Origin of the sequence: Natronosalvus halobius (assembly GCF_024138145.1) — an archaeon.
GTDB lineage: Archaea > Halobacteriota > Halobacteria > Halobacteriales > Natrialbaceae > Natronosalvus > Natronosalvus halobius.
The window spans coordinates 215,278-235,277 of sequence record NZ_CP099998.1 but is presented as its reverse complement, the minus strand read 5'-3'; the positions used below and the strand labels follow the sequence as shown (position 1 = coordinate 235,277).

Sequence of the window (20,000 nt, the reverse complement as noted above, 5' to 3'; positions counted from 1 at the left end):
GGGCGTACCCCGCCTGTACTAACCGACCAACCCTTTACAGATCAACCCTCAGCCCTGCCCCATTCGCGCTGTGTATTCAGCATTGTCTGAACGTCTTACCAGAATACAGTCAGGACCGTCGTGCGAGATACAGAGGATGTGTGCAGCAGACAGTCATCGTTCGTTTCAGGACATTCGAAACGAAACAGCCGTTCAGTAGACATGCGTAGTTACTGGAGACAATGTTGAACCTCGTCCTCACAGAACGAGATTATCAGTGCCAATTCAGTTCACAGACATACACTACGCTGGGGACCACTCCATTGAACTATACTCGGGTGATCTCCCGGTGACCACAGCCGAATCGTCCGTATTCCGACACCCTTCAGACTGTCCGAAACCCAGTCAGGTAGTCGGTGGGACACGGCCATCCACCGTCTCAGAGCCCTCGGAGTCACCAAAACGGAGGTCGCGGCCATAGACGGCCACCAGACCGAGCGCAAGCACCCAGACGCTCGCTGCCAGGAGCCAGTCCACAGTACCGGTCTGGGCCGGTTGGAACGGAATCACCACCGGCGCGCTGTTGTAGCTGGCGTGGAGAATCATCGCCAGCAACACGCTGCGTCCGGTGGCCCGGTAGAGCCACGTGAACAGAATCGACAGCGCCAGCACGGTGGTCGCGTACGGAACGAACTGGCCACTGTACTGGCTCGTTCCTTCCATCATGAACAACGGAAGGTGCCAGATCGCCCATACGACACCGATTACGAGGCTCGCGGTCACTGCGTCGAACCGGTCGAGCAGTCGCGGCAGGGCGAACCCACGCCACCCCAGTTCCTCTTGCCCACCACCCAGCAGGAACACGAACACCATATTGAAAACGAAGATGAGCGGCAGCGCGTAGACCGGCACCTGCTGGAGAACATCCGACGGCTCGATTGCATTCCCGAGCGCGAGATAGACGATACTCGTCGCCGCAAACACGACGAGTGGAACTCCGAGCGCGGCGAGGTACCACCGAGGACGGACGCGCCAGCGGAGCACCTGCCCGATCCAGGCTCGTAGCGACCCACCGACGAGCCACGTCACGAGCGCCGCCGCGACCAACGGACCGAAGCCGCCGACGACAACGACAAGCAGCGTGAGCGAATCGAAATCGACGAGCCCCAATGCTCCAGGTGCCCATACCGTCCACGAAAGGACCAGCGTCAGCACGAAGAAGGCCACTATTTCGCGGCCTACAACGAAGACGCCGATCCGCCCGAGTCGAGGCGACCGAGAATTGACTTTTTTCGACATTACGGCTGTACTACTGAGAGGATGAGACATAGTACTTTGCATTGCAAACTCACTTTTTATCGGAAATTATTTTGCATTGTGTGGTGTATTGTGATCCATGCCACCGGAATCGACGGACACCAACTGCTTCAACCGCTACACGAAACGCACTCGAGTAGTGGGTGGGTGCCAATCTGCATGACCGAGACAGAACCAAGTGCCGAGGGACTTCAGGAGGAACTCGGCCAGATCAAGGAAGCGATGGGATTGGCGGAGGAATACCCCTACTGGTGGCGCTTTTGGCTCGTCGAAGGCATCGGCTTGGGGATTGCCCTCCCAATCGTACAACTCGGACTCCGCGAAGGGTTCTCTCCGCTACTCGTCGTTTTCCTCGTCAGCGTGTTTTCCGCCCATCAACTCGTGGCGTGGCGGATTCTCCACGAATACGATCGACCGACGACCGGCATTCCGAGTTGGACCGCGTGGAATATCACGTCTGGTGCGGGAGCCTTGGCCCTCGCCGTCGGACTCCTCCCCATCTTAGAACAGCTCGCATTTGAAGACTTGATCGTAGTGGGGGTAGTCGCTGGCGGCGCAATCAGCGGCATCGCCTATCTGTACATGGGCCAGCTGCTCGCTGCCTACAACATCCGGACAGCCGACCGCTATGCGTTCTATATCGGAGGCGGCTGGCTGCTCGTGTTAGCCGCGATTATCCCACACGTCCCTCTCCTCACCGGGTGGGAGTTCGCCGTGCTCGGAATCGGTTTTGCTACACATAACATCGGCTCGTACGTCGTCCTTTCACGGGTATAATATGGAGTTCGACAAGCTTGTCCACCAACAAACACGATTGCAAATTTTCGCACACCTGTATGCGAACGGTGAGACGACCTTTACGGACCTGAAAACCGAACTCGGCATTACCGAGGGAAATCTGGCCAGTCACATCCAGAAGATGGAAGACGCTGATTGTGTTACCGTGACCAAACAGTTCGTGGATCGGAGCCCACAGACGAGTTATCGATTGACCGACCGTGGCGAAGAGCTGTTCGAAACCCACATCCAGTCGCTCGAAGCACTCATCGAGGAACTCGATCGATGAATCGACCGATTTCGATGAGTTTAGCGGCTTCGCTTCGAAGTTATTTATCGTACTCATCAAGCCCGTGAGTCACCGAAAAGACCGACCACGGAGACAACGTAGCCAGCAAAATCTGCCGAACCCATGGCCACTGGCTCGACTGAGACAGCAAACAAAGGGGGACCCATTGGGTTTCCTTTGAGATTTGACCAAGTATTCTTGGGACTTATCATGCAGTAAAGTGAGGCGGGTTATATATCCGGAAAACAAGGAGAAAACGGAACCAAGAATAAAATGGGTTAAGGCATCGCAGTTGGGGCAGGAGTTGGAGTAGCCCTGGGAGTTGCGATGAACGATTTGGCAATGGGGATCGGTATCGGTATGGCAATGGTATAGATCTCGGTGCAGATTGGAGTCGAACAGTGTGATAGAAGATCGTTCAACTATTTTCAGAATCACATCACGGTCGGTTCGCATGGATAGCTAACGCCAGTTTCGTCGGCAGGTACTCCGCACTATACGCTCTGTGTATTCAGCATTGTCTGAACGTCTTACCAGAATACAGTCAGGACCGTCGTGCGAGATACAGAGGATGGGTTCAGCAGCGTGCTCCCGGGAGATTGAACCAATTTGCTCCCAGTCGAGGCGTTGCTGACACCGTGGCTTGACGCGAATCAGTGCTGAACCTCTTTGTCAGTGAACCCAGACCGTCCAGTTCGATAGGCGTTGAGAGGAGTTAAGCGTGTGTGGGATTAACACACGCCATGGGCGACGAATCGGAGCGACCAGACGCTGGCGATGACCTGCGCCGAAACGTCGAGGCCTACATCCGGAAATCACATCCACCGCCGGCGGAAATCCTGGAGTTAGAGTTCGTGTACGAGGCGCTGGCTCATCCGAGACGACGCTATCTCTGCTACTCGCTCCTCTCCAGTTCTCGCTGGACGCTCCCGGAATTGGCGACTAAACTCGTCGCCTGGGAGCGGGACATTCCCGAAGCGGACGTCGCCGGGTTCGACCGCGACGAGATGTACGTCTCGCTTCACCACGCCCACGTCCCGAAGTTGGTCGAATTAGACATCATCGAGTACGAGACTGGTGACGAGGCGATCATCATCGCGAGCGCAAACGCCCCGCAGGTGCTCGCGGTCCTGCAAGGCGCCGGGGCGAGTATTGACGCGTTACAGGAGAAACACACGCACGGAGTGAGTACGAACTGGAGTGACCACTGATGGATGAGAAGCGATCTGATTCAAATCCCTCAACCGAGACCAAGGAGAACCGCACTGAGATTCCCGACGACGACGACACGCATGGCGCATCAGGGCGGGAGAGTACACCAGATGGGAGCTGGACATTCGTGACGCAAGCCCACTACAATCCCGACGAATCCCGCGATCTGACTACAGTGATCATCGGCGCAGTCGCGGAAGCCGAGGACGTCCCCATCACTGAGATCACGAACCCGCCCCTCTACGAGGTGGTGGACATTGCGGGCATCGACGACGCCTTGTTCGGGCGCCCCGAGGCCAACCGGAACGGCACGGATTCGACGGTCGAGTTTCGGTATCACGGCTACAAAGTAAGCGTGGAGGCGGACGGCTGGGTGACAGTCTCCGAGCGCTCCGAGGACGCAGCGGCTGACGGCGAGTAAGACGGACGCAGCATCGATTAATCGTGCACGATTCGTGCCGTGTATTTTGCACGCTCCGCTCGGCCTATCCTCCCAGTTGGGAGAATGGGAATCGTTTCAACCAGCCCTAAAACTGTGTCAGCAGATGAAAGGTAGCATTAGTGAACGGAAACGCTTGCCATCGTTCTCGGAATTTAAATATGGGTTCAAGGTACCGCCCCTATGAGAAACCCGCGGGAACCGATTCGGGTGACCGAGAGCAGACCGCCCGTGGACAAGGCGAAACAGAAACCGGCGGGGAATATTATCGGGCATCTGTCCAGATCTACGGAGGCAACAGATTCGGGTCGGGAAATTGAGCAAGGCGAGACATACAGTCACAGGGTGCATGGACTGGTCGAAGTATCCAGGATTTGGGAAGGAACCGAAACCCTCGAGAGGGTTCGTTACACGGGTGGGGAGAGCATGATCATCGTCCGCTTTTCGAGACTCAAATCTGATGAACGCGCAAGTACACTCACCGATACGCTAACAGACTTTGTCAGAGGACTCGAAGAGACGGAGTCGCCGTTGTAACCCTCCTACTCGTCCACTTCGTCTGTGTCACCCCGTGTGTCTTGGGAGCCGATGGGGTCCGTCTAACTACTGTACTGAACGATCATCGACTCTTGTAGATCGGCCTTCGTCCCGTGCAACATTCGCGCTGTGTATGCAGCACCAGCCTAGCAGACTACCGTGACACTGTCAGTTCGGGGCTGCTGAATACAGAGAATAGGCCTTGTTTAGACGCTCAAACGTTGGCAGTGTAGAACCGATCGAACTCATATCGTCGTGCTAGTAGCTCGGAGAAAATACCAAATTTACTAGGAAGTGAAGCGGGACGGGTTCGTTGTGCACACGATGACCTCCCGCTTCACAGAGAAGGTTGTATCGCTCGCCCAAAAAGCCGTCGCTGGCGAGCCAGCTCCGGCATACCGACCCGGAAAAGACGGGTATGCCGACTGGGTAATTCTCGCCGTTCAGGGGTTCAAAGAGTATCTCAATCACGATTACAGGAAGCTGATGGATGTTCTGCGAGAAATGCCGAGAGTTACAGAATCACTCGATTTAACCGTTGAAACGCTCCCTCATTTCTCCACGATCTGTGCGCGGAAGCAAGCGATTCCGATGAAGCGGTGGCGAGCAATGCTCGACGCATCGATCGAACTGTACGAACTCGGAGATGTACAAGCAATCGACGCAACTGGCGTGGATCGTGTCCAAGCGAGCCAGCACTATGCGAAACGGACGGATTACACGTTCGAGGCAGTGAAAACCACGCTGCTAGTCGATTGTGAAACGAGTGCGATTCTAGATATACACTGTTCGATGAAACAACCGCACGATACACAGGTTGGTTGGCAAGTATTGGTGCGGAATCTCGACGATTTGACGGCTGTGGCGGCGGATAAAGGATACGACTGGGAAGCACTTCGCACGAGGTTACGTGCTGAAAGTATCACACCGCTGATTCCGCAACGCGGCCCAGGTTTCCGAGGATGGGCGAGAAACTTACTCATCCACGATCGGGCGTATAACCAGCGTTCGAATGCTGAATCAGTGTTTTTCGGATTGCGGCAGCGATACGGTGAGACGCTGTGGGCTAGAACGTGGTTCGGTCAATTCCGCGAACTTGTCATGAAATCAGCGGTGCGAAACATCGAACGCGCAATCGAGGGGTCAAACCAGTAAATTCAGGCGTCTAAACAACGCCCAGAGGCTCTATGCAGCAAGTCGGTTCCTTTGTCTCTCGTTGGCACGGCGTAGATTATATGTTCGCAGACTCTGCAAACACTATATCATTTTTCTTCTGTATGTATAAGTATAAGGTCATTCTTCATAATGGCCAGTTATGACAAAGGACGAGGTTCCTAAATCAGAACTGACCCCCGAGGAACTTGCCCGTACTCACCTTCCCGACCAAACGATGTACAAGATTGGGACCGAGAATCCCGAGGATACGGATTCCGAAGGTGTTAGGAGTACTCCACTGGTTATCAGAACAAACGAGTTCAGATTGCTCTACTTCGAGATGGAGCCCTCCAAAAAGATCGATTGGCATACACACGTCCCGGGTCTCGACGAGGTAAATATGTGTCTTGATGGGCGGGCCAGGTATACCCTCGAACGGGAAGATGGGAGCCATCAAACGCTCGAAATCGGGCCGATGGAGTTCGTCTACGTGCCGGGTGGAGCTCGGCACAAAATCGAGGCAATCGGCGAGCAGTGTCACGAATCACTCTCTGCGGCCAAATTCGATAACGTCGCCCGACTCGAAGCTCTTGAAGACGTTACGGACACGGATGCGACGGATACCGACGAGACTGAATGGCAGGATGCGCTCTTCGTCGATCGGAAACGGAACGAAGTCGTCGCTCTCGATGAGAACTACGTTTCAAAGTAGCATCCGAGTCTCTCAGTGGTCCACCAGACCTGTTCAATTCGCATCTGGACGCCCGGTGAACCGCCTGTATTGAGCGAACCGGGAGTGTTCGATTTGAACGCCCTTTTATTGCGAGATACGCGCTGTGTATTCAGCACGGTCACAGACACTTATCATTGGTCAAGAATTTCAGCATAGCTGTTAGAGTCATTGTGTCAGGGCTTTCCAGCGAATTAGAGTGATGAAAACAATCTCCTCGCGGCGTTAATACTCGGCTGAATACAATCTCCTTACTATTTCTATGTATTAAAATCGCTATCTAGCATCCAAGGGAAATACTTCAATAAGATAATCTAAGGTTATTAGTACCGTCGGTAAGATGGATGAATCATGCACTATCGACAAGGTATCGCACGAACCCTGGTCGTTCTGATCGTGTTCACCGCAAGTACAGGCGTCGCTGCCGCCCAACAAAACGAAATCAACAACTCACTCACGCAGATTGAGGAGTTCGTCGCCACAACCCTCGGTCAAATCGGCGTGATCGTCTTCCTCGTCGGCGCCGCTGTCTGGTTTGTCTCCAGGCGCAGCGCCGATCGCGCCCAATGGGGCTGGCGCGGCATGTGGGGTGGCGCCGGGATGATCATCCTCTCGGTGAGCTACAACGTGTTCGTCAGTCTTTTCGAGAACCTCGCCCCGGGGATGATCGTTCCAGTCATCCCCTGAGCAGTCCACTTGAGGTGAACCAAGAGTGGGCCGCCGCTCCACCCCATTACACTGATCTATGACGGCCAGTCGTCCCCTCACCGGTCTGGTGCTTGTCGCCCTCCTCACGCTCCCCGTCGTGAGTGCAGTCACAACACCAGCCAGTATCGCGCCGGACAACGCAACACGAGCGTTTCTCTCCGATGATCGAGATCCAGATTCCGGATCGCTTCCTCCGTTCGTGCTTCCCACCATTGACGACGTCGTCCGCGAGGAGAACTCCTCCCTGGCAAACATCAGCCGGACGCGCGATTTTACCTACACGACAACACAGCCACCCTATCGTGTTGGGCCGGACCAACAGACACTCAGCGAGTATCGGCTTGCCCAGTTGGAATCCATCCAGCGCAACGACTCGACGAGTCTCTGGCTGTCCGACTCACAGCGCTCGAACGGAACCGTCATCAAAGACGCCCATATCACGATTCTCGGTACAGCGGACGGAGCGCGTACTCGCATCGGTGCCGGTGAGGAAACCCGCACTGCAAACCAAAGCGAGCGGCTACTCATCCCCCGAAACGGGACCGTCCTGACTCACCTCGATTACTCGACCCGCCTCCCGAATCAGACATGCACTGTCACCGGCGACACCAGGACCTGTCTCTCCTACGACCTCCTCGATCAGGAGGTCGATCGGAGCGTTCGAATTGGGGAACAGACCTGGGCCAGTGATTCGGAGTCACCAGGACAACTCGAGTACGACGGCGCGAACGCGAGCGAGCCAACGATGATGCAGGTTCGTGCGACGATCAACTCGACAGTTGCCGTCACGACGAGTACCTACGTCCGTGACGGCGGCAGCTGGCAGTTATCGAATGCAACCGATGAAACGCTTCGACTCTCGCACACAGTCCAGGACAGTGAGCGTATCACTGTCACGACGAACCAGGACCTCAGCGTCACCCAGACGATCGTTCGCACTGAGGAGGATATCGACCGAATCGTCCTCACGTTCGAAGGGTCACAATCCCTCTCTGAGCGTCGACTCTGGAGCTATGCGCAGTTCGACGACGCAGAGGGACGCATCCAGAACGTCTGGGGCGTCTACTCACAGCGCCAGTACGTGAACGCGACACGTGGCCACCGTCTGTTTCCGGAATCGTACACCATCCCCTCAGTATCACCCCGAAACGAGACACGTCTCGCCCAGACGCTTACCGAGCAGTTCGAAACTGCACAGACCCGACAGCAGACCGTCGCGTTCCCGAACGTCCTCGAGGTCCAGCTTATCGCGAACCGTCGGCAGCCAACGCTCGAGTGGACCCAACAGACGGACGCCACATCTGGTCCAGAGATCACGCACCTGGATGGCAGTAATCTGTCCGGTAGCGCGGCTCCGCTCGACCGCCATGTCAATCTCACCTCGGTGCCCCCTCGTGGCTATACGACGATCGTCATTACGAACGTCGACCAGCCGATCACGGAGGTTCGCGATATCCATAATGATTCGATTCCACTGACGACCCAAACCGTTCGCGAGCAGAACACGAGCCTCTCCACCACGGTTCTCAACGAGACCCATGCCAAAATCCAGCTTACGGACACGGCCACTAGTCAACCGCTGACGAACCAAACGCTCTGGCTTCGAGGGGCAGCCCAAGGGCGAGAGACGACCAACGCTGACGGCGCCATCGTCGTCGAGCGGCGAGACCTCTACGTCACCGCCTCCTTTGCAGGTATGGCTGACGCCTCCGAAAACGTCTACTACGGGCCAGTACAGGCTCGAGTCGCGTTCCAGCCGGATCCGTTCGACATCTATCAACTCCTGACCAGCCTCGCGGGTGCGCTGGTTTCGGTGATCGCGTTTGTCATCTTTTTCGCACCGTTCGCGTACATGCGAAAGGAGGGGGGATAGAGCCTATGAGACGCTCGAGTGGTGACTCTAACACGCACACAACAGCCCCACAACAACCTCAGAAAACACAATGATTGGCTCGAAATACCACGTCCCAACCGACGTCACTCATGACAGCATCGGTCCCGAAATACTATCGGCCAGTCTGCACAGCATTGCGATTCTGTTGCCTGACGCACCCATAGTTTCACCCGCCGCCGTGTTCTCCGACTGGATTGCCGACTTTTTCACCTACATCTTGACCGGGATTCTCGGGTTCATTGGTGAACTCGTCGCCAACGGGATACTCACGTTCATCATCTTCGATAGTCCCTACTCAGATCCTGGGATGCAGGCAGCCTTCCAGCACAATCTGGATATCTTCCCGCAGCTGCTCGTGATCATGTTCATGGCGGGTGTTGCGACGAAGCCGTTCGCCGACCAGATCGAAGTGACGAACTTCATGCTGGTGTGGAAAGCGCTGAAGGTGATTATCTTCGTCGCCGTGGCCCGGCAGATCATGCACTTCAGTCTGCTGTTGACGAACGCGCTTATTCGCCATATCTTCACTGCCGACTACGGCGCTGCATTCGGCCCGGAGGTCTTGCAATCAGGCCTCGACGGAGCTGCGGCGTCGAGCGCTGGTGCGATCATCGGTGGACTCATCCTGAGTATGGTGTCCGTGGCAGGCATCCTCCTCGCGCTTGGTGTCTTCATCCTGCGGGAGTTCTTGTTCAATGCGACGTTCATCCTCCTACCTGTGCTCGGAGCAATGTTGTTCCTGGACTTCGGGCCGCTTCGCTACGCGTCGGAGATTTCGAAAACCGTCCTTCGAGCGACCGCGTACATGCTCCTCGCCGGAATTGTGATGGCTGGCCTCCTACAGACTGGTGCTGCAGCCGCCGGGGCATACGCGGACATGGCCGGTCAGGGGGCGACCGCTGCCCAGAGTCAGCAAGCGAGTGATCCCGGATTCGGGGAAGTCCTCGAGGCGTACCTCTTCTGGTTGATCGGACTCGTCGCTCCCGCACTCGTTGGCATCAAATCAGCGGCGATGGCCGGACTGTCACCGCGGCGGATCTCCGGTCGACAGGGTGCGAAGAGTAAGTCGAGTTCTCAGAGCTCGTCGGCAAACCAGTCCAGCGGAAAGTCGACTCGTACTGCTCTGGTCGAACAGGCGAGGCATGGGACGTCGAAGGGGCTGCGAGGGATCGATAAACGAACTAAAGGAGTGGGTAGCACCGCTGTTGGGAAGGCAGGCTCTGCTGCAGGACGAACAAAAAGTACGATTGGGAACGTTGCTACGAGCGTTGTTTCCGAAGAAAAGGTTGAGAAGGGGAAGCGAATCGGACACTCCGGAAAGAAAGGTGGGAAACGAGTGATCAACGATGCACATGCAGGTGCGGACTATGCTACGCGGAATCTCCACCAATCTCCGGTCGACTGGGCTGAGGCAGGCCTTGAGCGCTACCGAGAAAACCCGGTTGTCGATACGTCAGATGATTCCGGGCCGAAACAACATGAACTGAACGACTGGTCTGACACCTCTTCTAACAAGGGCCAGTCAAAGTAGGGTTGACCGAATGCATATACAACGGAATTCCGTAGCTTAAGGATAATAATGGACGAACAAGAACACACTACGTCCACAAAAGAGGAGGGGACCAATAGTCAGCGGAACTTCGATGAGATATTCAAGACCATTTTCACCTCTCTTTTCTCAGCTATTGTACTGTCTGCGTGTTACCTTCTGGTGCCGTTAGGCGTAATTTGGGTAGCAGCCAAGATGCCTACCTCAATCGGGTGGATTGCAACAATCCTTAGTGTGCCTGCTATTTGGTTCGTACCGAGTGTTATTGCCATAGTCGCGACTACAATGATAGAGTTCGTAGTTGGGCAGGACGACGAGGATGTGGAGAGAGGATGGTTTTTAGGAATAATCGTTGGGTCCGTCATGTTAACTGCTGTCTGGCTCCTTCCGCTTTTAGAGGGTCTCTGGCCATCGTTCGGAAGAATCTTTCAGCCATTACGAATTGCTGCCCTGTTTGATGACACTTTGCTTGTAGGCTTGAGTTGGCTCGTTAGCGTGCCGATGATGACGTATGCTAATCTTTCCGGGCTCACGGACACTAGCCCAGATAGCTATAGCTCGCAAACAAAGGAGGAGCAGCGCAGCCAGTCAGGTACACAGTCTGTGAATTCACCTACATCCATGAATGGAACGGATGGTCAGGACAGAAAGGCGCTACAGAACGATGATTTGCAGAGAAATCGCAGGTATCAATGGGAGCCTGCACCAGAGACGTGGTTTGCAGATATTGGTGGGATGGAGTCGCTGAAAACAAATATCGAGAGATCCGTCCTTCGACCACTTACCCGGATTGACGAAGCCTACGAGCGGTTCAACGTCTCACCACCGAATGGAATTCTCCTTTACGGCCCACCCGGAACCGGGAAGACCCTGTTCGCTCGAGCAATCGCCGGCGAACTCGGCCATCCGTATCTCGAGTTATCTGCGGGCGATATCAAATCCCGGTGGATCAACGAGTCAACCGAGCAGGTCAACCAGCTCTTCGCCGAAGCTGAACAGTTCGACCGGTGCGTCATCTTCATCGACGAAATCGACGCCCTCCTCGCTGGTCGCGGTAACGACCTCCACCGAGAGCACGCCCAGGTCGTCAATGAGTTCCTCACACACTTAGATGACGAGAACCCGAATTACCTCGTCATCGCAGCGACGAATCGAGCTGATCTCCTCGATGAGGCAGCCACACGCCGAGGACGGTTTGACCAGCAGTACGAAATCGGCCTCCCTGACGACGACGCTCGTGAGGCGATCTTCCGCGTACGACTCCGGGAACTTCCGACCGCTCTTGACGAAGACGATTATCACGAGTTAGCCGAGCGCTCTGAAGGGCTCAGCAGTGCTGACGTCGTGGGAATCGTCGACGACGCCGCAATGCACGCAGCTGAGCGCGATGCTGAGGCAATCACGCTCGAGGATATTCACGAGGCGTTCCCAGACCGCTCTACGGGCAAAGATACCTAACAAATCGTGAATGCTATGGAAAAACCGACATAGTAGAGAAACGATTAACTATCTATCTTTGTAAGGTAATGATTACATGGAGACCTTCCCTATCGCAGGCCGGATCATCAACACGAAGTTGCTATTCGGTCTCACCGCCCGCGAAGCCGGCGAGGTTCTCGTCATCCCGTTTCTCGCCCTCGGTATCGCCCAGAGCCTCGGGTTCACCGGCACGCTCTTCCTGATTGCAGGCGGCATCGGTCTCACACTCGGAATCCTCATCCTCCTCGTTGCGCCCGCTGGCCAGCGACCGATCAGTTACGCCCGTGCCGCCGCTGACTACTATCTCTCGTCGAACTCGTACTATAACCGCCGCACTCGAACCAAGGCAGAGACGGCTGTTGTCCAGGACGTCGTCGGCGTCCGGCAAGAGGGCCTCGACATCGAGACGATCGAAGCTGACCAGGAGACCGAATCGAGGTAACCGCGTATGGGATCTGCCTCCTCCGACGAGACTACTGATGGGACCGTCGCCGGCAGCGATGGGGAACACGAAATTGACGAGACAGCCAACGAGAACTCTTCACCCGATACTTCAGCCGGACAATCGACGACGAGCATGTCAGCGACCGAGTCACACTCGAGGCCGGATTCTGAGTTACAGAACGGTGACCATCCGACTGCTGCGACCCGTAACGGAGCATCGTCGACAGCACCCGAGTCCGACCTCGAAGTTCTTCGGGCACTCAATAGATTCCTCGACGATATCGACACCGATCTCCCGACCGCTCGCGAACGGGCTCGGGCTCGCGACCACTTCGACCTCGAGAATCGACTCGGCGAGCCCACGACCACTCAGGCGAAACTCGGCTTCGATTACGTCCGTGATGATGGAATCGCTGTCGACGGGAACAGCTACATCGGCCTGCTGAAAGTTCATCCCCAAAACTGGCTCTCGCTCAGTGACCAGGCGAAACGCGACACGATGAGTGCGTACGTGTCGTTCCTCATGTCGCTCGAGTCCAGCGTTGCCGTCCCCTGCTATCCAAAGACGTTCGATCTGACTGGTCATCTCGAGCGGTTCTATACAGCCGGCGCGAGCAGAGCTTCACGCGGCCAGACGCCAATCCTCCAGTACGGACGCAAATTCTACATCCAGTGGGCCAACACCAACATCGAAGACGAGGACCTCAAACAGCGCGATTTCTACATCGTGACGCGCGTTAAGGCCGACCAGGTCCACAAGGATCTCGATACAGGAAGCGTGTTGAGTCAGCTCAGGACGCTTCCGATCATCGGTAGGGTCTGTTCGGGAATCGTCAATCGAACACCACTGGGCGGCTCTCATGCGGAGGTTCGAACCGAACTCTGTATCCGCGAGGTCCGGCAGCGCCAACGTCGGATCACGAACACACTCGGTCGGACTGACGTCTCCATCGAACGAGTCACCGACCGCCAGGAGACGATGGAGATTCTCTATCACTACTACAACCACGTCGATCCGAAGTTCGAGAAATTTTCGCACGCGACGAAAACGGAGGACGAGTACTGATGGCAGGCCGATTCGACCGCCTCCGGTCGTGGCTGCCCGTAGGGAGTAGCGAACCCAGCATCGATGATATCGACGACGAGACGTTCGACCGCGCTGCGGAGATTCTCGAGGCGAACGGCGATGACCTCACGAAGGAGAACATCCGCAAGCAGGCCGGGTACTTGCTCGAAGTCGAGGACGTCGACGACGGAGAACTCCGGCTTGGCGTCATCCAGGACGAGACCGAACAGACGCTGGCCGACCGTGACGTCATCGCCCCACGACAGCTTCAGGAAGTCTCGAACCTCTTCGAGTCGGGCTACATGGTTCGCAACGACCAGTTCGTCCGCACCCTGACCATCCACGGCTATCCTGAACGCGTGCCACTGGGCTGGCTCGAGGATCTGTACACGACCAACGACCACGTCCGCGTCACCCAGCATATCAGCCCCCGCGATACGGGGTCAGTCCTCCGCAAGCTCCAGAAACGCCTCACGCAGCTGCGAGCCCGACTGCACAAGAAATACGAGAAGAATCAGACCAACACTCACGAAGCCGAGGCTGACCGCGACATGGTCAAAGAGCTCATCTGGGACATTATCCTCGGTGAGACGAAACTCTTCGACTTCGCGATCTACATCGAGGTCATTGCGGATACCAAGCAGGAGCTCGATGATGCGACCGAACGCGTCATCGAAACGGTGGGTGCCGCAAATGCCAAAGCCGTCACGCTGGAGAAACGCCAGATCGAATCTCAGGACGCGCTAGCCCCACTGGGCGACGACCCGATCAAGGCGACTCAACTTATGCAGGAGACGGCCGTCGGGACGATGTTCCCGTTCATCGAGCCCGCTGTGGCTGACCCGGAGGGTGTCTTTTACGGCTTCGACGGCACGAACACACCCGTTCTGTTGGACCGCTACCGGCTCTCGTCGTATTCGAAAGCGATTGCGGGGAAGATGGGATCGGGGAAGACGTTCGCGGAGAAGCACGAGATGTACCATCGCCTGATGATGGATCCCGAGATCGAAATGCTCGTCCTCGATCCGCTCGGGGACTTCGTCGACTTCGCGAACGACCTCGGTGGACAGGTCATCCGCTTTGGCGGGCAGAACACGGTCAATCCTCTCGAAATCCGGCGCGGCATCGACGACGTCGCGGACGACCCGTTCAAGAAGAAGTTCCGGTCGGTGATGGAGCTATTTCGAACTCACTTTTCGGCAGTCGCCGACCAATCGCTGAGCAAGGAACAGGAGGGCATCCTTCGGCGGGCAGTTCGGCTTGCCTATCTCAAATACGGAATTACCCCTAACCCGTCGACCCACGAGAATACGAGTCCGACGATACAGGACGTCCTCGAGATCCTGCACGCACTCACAGACGGTGACCAGCCGTCGGAGTTCCTCGAGCTTCACGAGGATGCGGACGAGGAGCGCGTTCGGCCTGAGATCGAACAGCTCGAGACGCGGTTCAGAGAAGCCGACGAGAAGTATGCCTACCAGCTCCTCCTCGGGCTCGAGGCATTCCAGCACGGCGGCGAGAACGACAATCTGAACGGGCGAACCAACGTCGAACTCGACAATCGGCTGGTCGCCATCGACATGTCGATGTTCGCCGACACGGGGCAGGCGCCGCTGTTCATGCATGTGATGTTCGACTGGATCTATCAACGCGCCCAGAGCAGCGACCGACGAACGCAGGTCACCATTGACGAAGCCCACTACCTGCTACGGCGGGCGGCGACGACGGACATGATCGACCTGTTCATCCGCCACAGTCGCCACTTCAACACGGCGATTACACTCATCTCACAGACGATCGACGAGTTCATCGCGAAGTCCGATAAGAAGTCCGAGGAGGCCGTCGAGAAGGCACGAAACGTCTACAATCTCTGTGACATCAAGCAGATCTTCCACCACGAGTCGGTCAGCAACGCTATGATCGACTTCCATGGCCTCACGCCCTCCGAGCAGAACTTCATTGCGACCGCCCAAACCGGCGAGGACGGCGGCTACTCGGAGTGTCTGCTCGCCGTCAACGACTGGACGAAGTCGCTCGCTCTCCACGTGAACGACTACGAGATTCACGTGCTGGACGACGGCCTCGACCCGTGGGAGTATCTCGTCGATCAGCGCTATATCGACGCCGGCGATGTCGAGTATCTCGCCCAGGAAGGGCGTGTCGACGACTACGAGATCCCGGACTCGCTGCTCGAGGAGGCCGGTATATCAACAGCACCACAAGAGGCCGATGACTGAGCAACGTCGCTATATTCGCATTGAGCCGTCGCGGGAACGCGTCGACCCATCTGATATCGTCTCCCGACTGGCTGGCTTGCGGAAGCTTCGAACGGGATGGAAAATCAAATACGACCCCCGGAAGAGTCCACCGGCGTTCGAATTTCTGGTGCTCACGCAGGGGAACGACGCGCCGGTCCGGTTCTATCTCGGCGTCGAAGACGAGGAACTGCTCCCCACGCTCGAGTCCGAGCTGCAGACCGCCTATCCAGCGAGCTACGATATCTACGAGGAAGCCGTCGATCTCCGAACCGAACTCGCCAACTACGAGGGTCGCGGCACTGAGAACGACTCGAGCATGAATGCTGAGGGAGGAGAGACGGCTGTCGACGATGGAGGTGACGTCTCACTCTTCGATCGAACGCCGCTCGCTGCCCGCTGGAACGGCGTCGGCGAGCGAAGCCGCGACTGGATGACACCGATCAAGCAGTATTCGCATGCCCAGGAGGAGGCCACTCAGTCGGGCAACCCGGCACGGGCACCACTTGCGGCGGCCGTCGAACGGCTCACAGAGGCCACAGCACCCACCGCGTTGCAGGTCTTGTTTACCCGGTATAGCAGCTGGCAGCGAGCGGCTGAAGCCCGGAAAAAGCAGATCGAGACCAAACACGATGGTGCCCTCCAGTCTGCTCGAACGAGTCTCGCCGATATGGTCTACGGCGCCGATCAGGAGCGTATTCGCGATCGTCGACGTGGTCGTGACCCACCTCATGTCGGTGAGAGTACCCAGCAGACGTCGAGTGCAGCCAGTGGGGAGGTCGCATCCAGACAGGCGCTCATCGACCAGAAAGGCCCCTCACAGACGTTTCTTGTGAACCTCCGCGCTGTTTCCGTCCTTCCCGAGGAGCCCGAAGATGTAGATAGGGCACAGGCTTCGAACAATATCAAGACGCTCGCGAACGCCTTCAACCACCTCGACGGCTACTTCTATCACCTCGACGGCAGCTATGTCTCGAAGAGCCTGACGAACATTCGCGACCCAGCTCGGAAGGAATTGACCCGACTGCTGACTCGGTCGTTCAACCAGTCCTGGATGGGGAAACGCCGTCCCCAGCTCGTGTTGAACGCGGACGAACTCGCGAATTTTGTGGCGGTGCCGAGCGGCCAGACGCTGACCACTGAGGGATCGCGAGGCGCCCGTGGCAAGGAACGACTCCGCCAGCCGCTTCCATTGCCCGATCCAGATCTCCTCGAGGCGTTTTCGGGGGCAGGCATGGCGGTCGGGAAGCCCCTCCGGAATCGGAGCGAACCCCTAGACGAGCCGGTTCGTATTCCACCGGATCTCTTGACCACGAGCTACATTCGGGCAGCGTCGACGGGGAGTGGGAAATCTACCGCAGTTCAAGCTGAGATGCTCTCCCTTCACGAGCACGTCGACGGCCCGACTGTTCTCCTCGACGGGAAGGGTGACGGGATGGCCGAGAACTATCTCCGCGCCCACTACGCGAAATACGGGCGTCTGGACGAGGTCTACTACTTCAACGCGCCGGAGATGCTGCCGGCCGTCTCCTTTTTCGATATTCGCCCTGCAATCGCGATGGGGCGACCTCGCGAGGACGCCGTCCAGGATAAGGTCGAGCACTTCCACGAGATTATGCGACTGATTCTCGGCGAAGAACGCCACGAGCAGGCATACGTCGCCAACGAAATCCTCACCTTTCTCATCAAGGCGCTGTTCGACCAGGAGTACGGCCAGGACGCGTTCAGCCTCGAGGACCTGATTCAGGCGGTCTTCCGAATGAGCCGGGATAAGACAGTGCCCGAACTCTGCGACGCGAACGCGCACATCGAGCAGTCACTGATCCAGAAGTGCCAGGTCGACGAGCGCCAGTTCCAGCAGACGATGGGTGCGGCGGCGAATCGCCTCGACAAACTCGTCGAGCACGAGCACCTCTACCAAATATTCACTCACGTCCCTCGGTGGGACGATGAAGCTGAGGCGTACGTCGGAAACGCGTTCGACTTTCGCGAGTTCCTCGACAAGGACGCCGTCATCTTACTCGATCTGGGTGAGTTCCGCGCCGAATCCCAGCACGCCCTGACGATGATCCTGTTGAGCAATCTCTGGGACGCCGTGCAAGGTCGCCGTGGCGGTGGGCGATCGTTGAATGGCGGTAGTCGTCAGCGCGAGAGTGACGACGACGACACAATTGTGAACATGATCATCGAGGAGGCCGCAGCGATCGCGACGTCTTCGCTGGTCTACGAGCAGTTCATCCCACAGGGGCGAGCGTTCGGCGTAAGTCTCGGCCTGGTTCTCCAGTACCCCGAACAGGTGGCGCAGTACAGCACGTCCGACCGGCCGTACACGGAGATTCTGAATAACGTCAAGACGAAGCTCATCGGGAATATCGCGACCGATGCGAAGCTCGCGGAGTCGATGGCTCACGAAAATTTGAGCCCGTCCGAGTTCCGCAATCGTGTGAGTCGTCTGCCAGCCGGTGAGTGGATCGCCCAGCTACCGAGCCCCCGATTTGGACAGACGGGCCCGGCGCCGTTCTCGCTCGCGTCGCTGCCAATTCCAGAGGGGCACCCAGAGAGCGAGACCCCACTGTCGGGCGACGACCGGCACCTCTTCGAGGAACAGCAAATTCCCCAGGTGATGCGGCGAACGCAAGAGGAGTGTAGTCTGCCGGGCCGGACAAGTCAGTTTGCTCGCGAGGAGGTTCGGGATACGTTAGACGAGGTGGGCGATGACGTCGACGGAGAGCCTGCGACGGCGAGCGGAAGCACAGCCGCCGCTGAAGCGGCTGCCGGTGGCAACTCATTGGAGACCACCTTCTTCGGTGCAAGTAGCACAAGCGGCGATTCAGGCGCGTCTGCGGACCGCGAGACAACGGCCACAATGAACGAGGCCCAAACGCCATCGAATGAGGAGCGAACCATCGGTAGCGCACCCATGTTCGGCGCAGCTGCCGACGAGTCACAGGATGTCGAGGCAGGCCCACAGTCTTCGACTCCAGAGCCGGCAGGTATGGCGACTCAAGAAAAACGGAACGACAATACAGCGGATACGTCGGAAACGACGGAAGCATCGGGTGGGGCGTCACTGCCCGAGCACGTACACCATGATGCGGATGCCGATTGCTACGTCTGTGACCTCTGTGGAGCCGAGTATACCTCGTCGGAGGACCGGAAGGCCAGCGCGTGCTGTCAGTTTGCGTCAAAAGACGACGTCTTCATCGCAGCCCGCCGAGCACGGTCCACCGCCGAAAGCTCCAGCGAACTGTTCACACGACTTGGGAATATCACCGAACATGCCGAGACGTACGGTATCGAGGTGACGATCCAGGACTTCGCGTCGTTAGATGCATCCGGTGACGAGGCTGCCACAGCACCCAACAGCGGGACAGAAGCATCACCTGAACCAGAGCAGGACCCGATCCCCGACAACTCACCCTCGACTCGGTTTCAAGAGGCAACGGCGACCATTCCGGATGAGACGCTCCGCGAGGAAGGTGTCACACGTGATGAGGCGGCATTCCTCGGTCTCGTGCTGGATGCGATGAACCACCGGCTCGAGGAGTATTCGCTCACGGAGAGTATGACTGTGCTCGAAGAGCCCTTCTCCAATCTTGACGTCGAGACGCTCACACAGAAAGGGTTCCTCGAAGAACACCGCTCGTTCCGCCAGAAGTACTACACTGTGTTACCGGCTGGCCGTGAGTTTCTGGATCGCTCGCTTGAGGCCAATCCGGGCGTCGGCGATCTCGGTGAGAAAACCCCACACAAAGCTGGCGTCGTCTTCCTTGAAGCCTGGCTCACCCAACAGGACGACGTCGGTCGAACGGAGATCTACTATCAGCATAGGGACGACACAGTCTTCGACGTCGCTGGCTTCGATACCACAGACAACCTCACCTGGGTTGGCGAAGTGGAAACCCCGAGCAATAATCCCGAGGCGCTGCTCGCAGACTACGAGAAGCTTGCGAACGTCGACGCGGCTGCTGTCTGGGCCTGTGAAGATAAGGCATTCATTCTGGACGCGATCGAGATACTCACCGACGCCGGGAAAGTCGATTTCTCGCTGAGTTCGACCCAGCGGCGGACGATTAGCTCACTTCGTGCAGCAATCGGCGAGTATGACGACCCAGGGATGATGGCCCTCCACACGTTCCGAAGTCTCGAAGCGGAGGTGTCGGAGTAACG

The 20,000-nt window shown here is 57.2% G+C and carries 15 protein-coding genes; 14 read left to right on the top strand and 1 reads right to left on the bottom strand.

Going from position 1 to position 20,000, the window contains the following annotated elements:
• Positions 1 to 384: 384 nt before the first annotated feature.
• Entirely contained in the window at positions 385 to 1,149 is a 765-nt protein-coding gene (locus tag NGM15_RS18035; RefSeq protein ID WP_253438529.1) for a CPBP family intramembrane glutamic endopeptidase, read from the bottom strand.
• A 306-nt stretch (positions 1,150 to 1,455) separates the two neighbouring features.
• On the opposite strand from NGM15_RS18035, the gene NGM15_RS18030 reads away from it, so the two are divergent.
• From NGM15_RS18030 to NGM15_RS17965, 14 genes are all read left to right on the top strand, one after another.
• Positions 1,456 to 2,073, top strand: a complete 618-nt coding sequence (locus NGM15_RS18030; protein WP_253438527.1) for a hypothetical protein — start codon at positions 1,456 to 1,458, stop codon at positions 2,071 to 2,073.
• A 1-nt stretch (position 2,074) separates the two neighbouring features.
• Positions 2,075 to 2,362 (top strand): transcriptional regulator, encoded by a 288-nt coding sequence (locus tag NGM15_RS18025; protein ID WP_253438524.1) that lies wholly within the window; start codon positions 2,075 to 2,077, stop codon positions 2,360 to 2,362.
• A gap of 743 nt (positions 2,363 to 3,105) precedes the next feature.
• Positions 3,106 to 3,573 (top strand): DUF7344 domain-containing protein, encoded by a 468-nt coding sequence (locus tag NGM15_RS18020; protein WP_253438521.1) that lies wholly within the window; start codon positions 3,106 to 3,108, stop codon positions 3,571 to 3,573.
• On the top strand, positions 3,573 to 3,995 hold the full coding sequence (locus tag NGM15_RS18015; RefSeq protein WP_253438518.1) for a HalOD1 output domain-containing protein: 423 nt from the start codon (positions 3,573 to 3,575) through the stop codon (positions 3,993 to 3,995). The genes NGM15_RS18020 and NGM15_RS18015 overlap by 1 nt, the downstream gene beginning before the upstream one ends.
• 879 nt (positions 3,996 to 4,874) lie before the next feature.
• Positions 4,875 to 5,705, top strand: coding sequence for an IS5 family transposase (locus NGM15_RS18010; RefSeq protein WP_425494499.1), 831 nt, complete (start codon positions 4,875 to 4,877; stop codon positions 5,703 to 5,705).
• A 160-nt stretch (positions 5,706 to 5,865) separates the two neighbouring features.
• Complete coding sequence (locus NGM15_RS18005; RefSeq protein ID WP_253438512.1) at positions 5,866 to 6,417, top strand: cupin domain-containing protein; 552 nt, start codon at positions 5,866 to 5,868, stop codon at positions 6,415 to 6,417.
• A 369-nt stretch (positions 6,418 to 6,786) separates the two neighbouring features.
• Complete coding sequence (locus NGM15_RS18000; protein ID WP_253438509.1) at positions 6,787 to 7,122, top strand: hypothetical protein; 336 nt, start codon at positions 6,787 to 6,789, stop codon at positions 7,120 to 7,122.
• A gap of 58 nt (positions 7,123 to 7,180) precedes the next feature.
• Positions 7,181 to 9,016, top strand: coding sequence for a DUF8186 domain-containing protein (locus NGM15_RS17995; protein WP_253438507.1), 1,836 nt, complete (start codon positions 7,181 to 7,183; stop codon positions 9,014 to 9,016).
• Between the two features lie 70 nt (positions 9,017 to 9,086).
• Positions 9,087 to 10,568, top strand: a complete 1,482-nt coding sequence (locus NGM15_RS17990) for a hypothetical protein (protein ID WP_253438504.1) — start codon at positions 9,087 to 9,089, stop codon at positions 10,566 to 10,568.
• 48 nt (positions 10,569 to 10,616) lie between these two features.
• Positions 10,617 to 12,044, top strand: a complete 1,428-nt coding sequence (locus tag NGM15_RS17985; protein WP_253438501.1) for an ATP-binding protein — start codon at positions 10,617 to 10,619, stop codon at positions 12,042 to 12,044.
• Between the two features lie 76 nt (positions 12,045 to 12,120).
• A complete protein-coding gene (locus NGM15_RS17980; RefSeq protein ID WP_253438499.1) occupies positions 12,121 to 12,507 on the top strand; it encodes a hypothetical protein in 387 nt (128 codons plus the stop codon).
• 6 nt (positions 12,508 to 12,513) lie between these two features.
• Positions 12,514 to 13,575 (top strand): TraC-like domain-containing protein, encoded by a 1,062-nt coding sequence (locus NGM15_RS17975; protein ID WP_253438496.1) that lies wholly within the window; start codon positions 12,514 to 12,516, stop codon positions 13,573 to 13,575.
• A complete protein-coding gene (locus tag NGM15_RS17970) occupies positions 13,575 to 15,812 on the top strand; it encodes a VirB4 family type IV secretion system protein (RefSeq protein WP_253438493.1) in 2,238 nt (745 codons plus the stop codon). The genes NGM15_RS17975 and NGM15_RS17970 overlap by 1 nt, the downstream gene beginning before the upstream one ends.
• Entirely contained in the window at positions 15,805 to 19,998 is a 4,194-nt protein-coding gene (locus NGM15_RS17965) for an ATP-binding protein (protein ID WP_253438490.1), read from the top strand. Before NGM15_RS17970 ends, NGM15_RS17965 begins: the two co-directional genes overlap by 8 nt.
• Positions 19,999 to 20,000 lie beyond the last annotated feature (2 nt).

Bases quoted from the DNA above. Each gene is read 5' to 3' on its own strand.
- NGM15_RS18005 (WP_253438512.1), top strand. From the start codon at position 5,866: ATGACAAAGGACGAGGTTCCTAAATCAGAACTGACCCCCGAGGAACTT.
- NGM15_RS17970 (WP_253438493.1), top strand. From the start codon at position 13,575: ATGGCAGGCCGATTCGACCGCCTCCGGTCGTGGCTGCCCGTAGGGAGT.
- NGM15_RS17965 (WP_253438490.1), top strand. From the start codon at position 15,805: ATGACTGAGCAACGTCGCTATATTCGCATTGAGCCGTCGCGGGAACGC.
- NGM15_RS18030 (WP_253438527.1), top strand. From the start codon at position 1,456: ATGACCGAGACAGAACCAAGTGCCGAGGGACTTCAGGAGGAACTCGGC.
- NGM15_RS17980 (WP_253438499.1), top strand. From the start codon at position 12,121: ATGGAGACCTTCCCTATCGCAGGCCGGATCATCAACACGAAGTTGCTA.
- NGM15_RS17975 (WP_253438496.1), top strand. From the start codon at position 12,514: ATGGGATCTGCCTCCTCCGACGAGACTACTGATGGGACCGTCGCCGGC.
- NGM15_RS18020 (WP_253438521.1), top strand. From the start codon at position 3,106: ATGGGCGACGAATCGGAGCGACCAGACGCTGGCGATGACCTGCGCCGA.
- NGM15_RS18000 (WP_253438509.1), top strand. From the start codon at position 6,787: ATGCACTATCGACAAGGTATCGCACGAACCCTGGTCGTTCTGATCGTG.
- NGM15_RS18015 (WP_253438518.1), top strand. From the start codon at position 3,573: ATGGATGAGAAGCGATCTGATTCAAATCCCTCAACCGAGACCAAGGAG.
- NGM15_RS17995 (WP_253438507.1), top strand. From the start codon at position 7,181: ATGACGGCCAGTCGTCCCCTCACCGGTCTGGTGCTTGTCGCCCTCCTC.
- NGM15_RS18025 (WP_253438524.1), top strand. From the start codon at position 2,075: ATGGAGTTCGACAAGCTTGTCCACCAACAAACACGATTGCAAATTTTC.
- NGM15_RS18010 (WP_425494499.1), top strand. From the start codon at position 4,875: ATGACCTCCCGCTTCACAGAGAAGGTTGTATCGCTCGCCCAAAAAGCC.
- NGM15_RS17990 (WP_253438504.1), top strand. From the start codon at position 9,087: ATGATTGGCTCGAAATACCACGTCCCAACCGACGTCACTCATGACAGC.
- NGM15_RS17985 (WP_253438501.1), top strand. From the start codon at position 10,617: ATGGACGAACAAGAACACACTACGTCCACAAAAGAGGAGGGGACCAAT.